Genomic DNA, 2,260 nt, shown 5'->3' with positions numbered 1-2,260 from the left:
CCCACCACGGCAAGGACAAGGACTGGTATGGTCCCGCGCTGCGGTTGTAGCCCAGCTTCTGCTCGTATAGCCCGGCGTTGGCATTCATGCTCATGGCTGCTCCTTATGTGTCGCGAGTAACGATGATTTTCAAAGAGTGCCCGGCTCCTTCAGTAAGCGGGTGGTCCGGACGGTTCAGGGTCCATCGCATCTTTGATCCCTCGCCACTCCGGCAATTCAGCAGGTGGAAGCGGCAGGAACGAATCCAAACGGCTAAATCTCAGATCTGGATTGAGGTCCAGGGCCTCCGCAATCTCCAGATAGCGGCGATACCGCTCCGGGTCTCTATCAATCCCTAGTTCATCAAGAAGGCTTGGCCACTTGCTTGCGCCAGCGTCGCTGTCGAAGGCCAGGTACAGGTGTACCGCACTGTCCTTACTGCCGAATTTCACAGCATCATGGTGAAACCGTAGGGAGTCCAGAAATCGTCGTCGCGCGCGAGCGGTCCGGCCAAGGTCAGTTGCGGCGGGTCCATGTCCTTGCTGATATGCGCATCGAAGCATCTGCTCTTCGGCATCCTTTCGCCCCGCATCGCTATACGCTTCCGCCAATGCCATTTGTGCGTAAGGGCTCCCCAGTTCAGCGGCTTTCAGGTAATACGCCCAGGCGATATCCAAGTCATAATACGCTCCGCCATACCCATACTGATGTGCGACTCCCACGTCGTAATATCCCCATGGTTGCCCAGCCTTAACCGCCATGCGGGCGATGGCTACAGTCTTGTCTGCATCAGGATCCAAAACCCTGTTCTTGGGCAGAGGCCCCAGCCCATGCCTATAAAAATAAGCCAGTAGCGCGCGTGCGCCCCAATCTCCCTTATCGGATGCCGCCCTCACATCTGCAAGGATTTGCGTCAACTCTTCCTTGGTAAACTGCCATTCAATCTTGCTGCGCCACCGATTACGGGCATCGATGTACAGCTGATACGGTTCGGGATCCCGCACTTTGGGCATATGCTCTTTCCAACGGGCGCAGACTGGAACAGGTCCAGTTACATCGAATCGGAAAAGCCCGATGGGAATTGCATGCATGGCCTTGTACCTCAAATGATCGATATAAAAATATGCGCCAGCAATGGCTATGAGAATCGCGACGCCCAACATTCCAAATCGTTTTGATTTCGCATCCATGGCTACACCACTGGCGCGCCCGGTTTTCTGGCAACCTGAAACCTCACCAACTGCCCCTTTAGCACCTCGCCAGCCGATTTGCGCTTGGCGTTGTCCTGCAGCGAGTCTCGCCAACGCCCGAACGTTTTCGCCATACTTTCGAACTGCGCCGGACCCGGATCTCCGCTGCATTGTGAAAACAGATCGCAGCGCAGTTTGTAAGCGACCTCCATGGCGTCACTCAGCACATTGAGTTCGCTGTCCAGCGCCATGCTGCGCAGATTCAGGTTCGCCGAGCCGATGGTGAACGCGGCGTCGTCGACTATCGCAACCTTGGTGTGGATGTAGATCTGCTCGTAGTCCATTGCCCTGAGTACGCCGGCTTTGGGCTGCGCGGCGCACGTCCATAGCGAACCAATGACCACGTTAATGCCAGATTCGGCCAGATCTTCAGGTGTGACGGGCATCGGTGCTTTGCCGCTTTTGGCCTTGTCCAATGCCTCCTTATGCTCATACTCCATGGTCTCACTCTGTCCCAGTTTCTCGGCCACGTCATAAGTCGGCAGATCCATGCCGTCGCTCTCCGGCGTCGAGGTCAGAATGAACACAAAGATCGGCTTCAGAAACCCGCCGTCGCGCAAGCGCTGCACGCACTGTTTCAAATGCTCGGCCCACGGCTCGTACTGCACGTACTGATTCTGAATGAAGATGTTGGCGTAGCACTCCTTGATCGACTTCTCGCCATGCAGTGGCTGCGTGCGCAGCAGTTGGGCGCTGTGCTGGCCTCGCGCCAGCTTGAACGCGGACGAAGGAAGTGCGTTGCGCTGCGCGATGAACTCGGGTTCACGCTGCGGAACAACAGCGTCCACCACAACTTTTGTAGCCTTCTGCGCAAGCCGGACCGCAGGCGGTGTCCAGGAGCCCAGCTCCCCCAGCAGTGACTTGGGCCGCTCCGACTCCTGCCACGCCTGGCAGAAATTGTGGTTCAAGTCCCATAGCACAGGGCCGCGCACTCGGCAGGAGACGTCCTGATACGGCTTCACAACCCAACTGTCCTGCTCCAGGTAGGCCTGGACCGCACGCTGCTTTCTAATGATCTCGTCTTCGGTGGG

2 protein-coding genes are annotated in these 2,260 nt (G+C 57.2%); both read right to left on the bottom strand.

Annotated elements, in window-relative coordinates; translation table 11 throughout:
• Window positions 1-149: 149 nt before the first annotated feature.
• Window positions 150-1,169: a DUF6396 domain-containing protein gene (locus ASC94_RS31795; RefSeq protein WP_229417252.1), complete on the bottom strand. Its 1,020-nt coding sequence runs from the start codon at window positions 1,167-1,169 to the stop codon at window positions 150-152.
• Window positions 1,170-1,171: 2 nt separating this feature from the next.
• A partial coding sequence (locus tag ASC94_RS12580; protein WP_229417251.1) for a phospholipase D-like domain-containing protein occupies window positions 1,172-2,260 on the bottom strand: 1,089 nt, incomplete at its 5' end.

The organism is Massilia sp. Root418, from assembly GCF_001425265.1.
In the GTDB taxonomy this organism is placed as follows: Bacteria; Pseudomonadota; Gammaproteobacteria; order Burkholderiales; family Burkholderiaceae_D; genus Rugamonas.
This window is presented reverse-complemented; position numbering and strand designations above follow the sequence as displayed.

What these genes read in the sequence shown, in the direction of transcription:
- ASC94_RS31795 (WP_229417252.1), bottom strand. Translation starts at nt 1,169, where the DNA reads ATGGATGCGAAATCAAAACGATTTGGAATGTTGGGCGTCGCGATTCTC.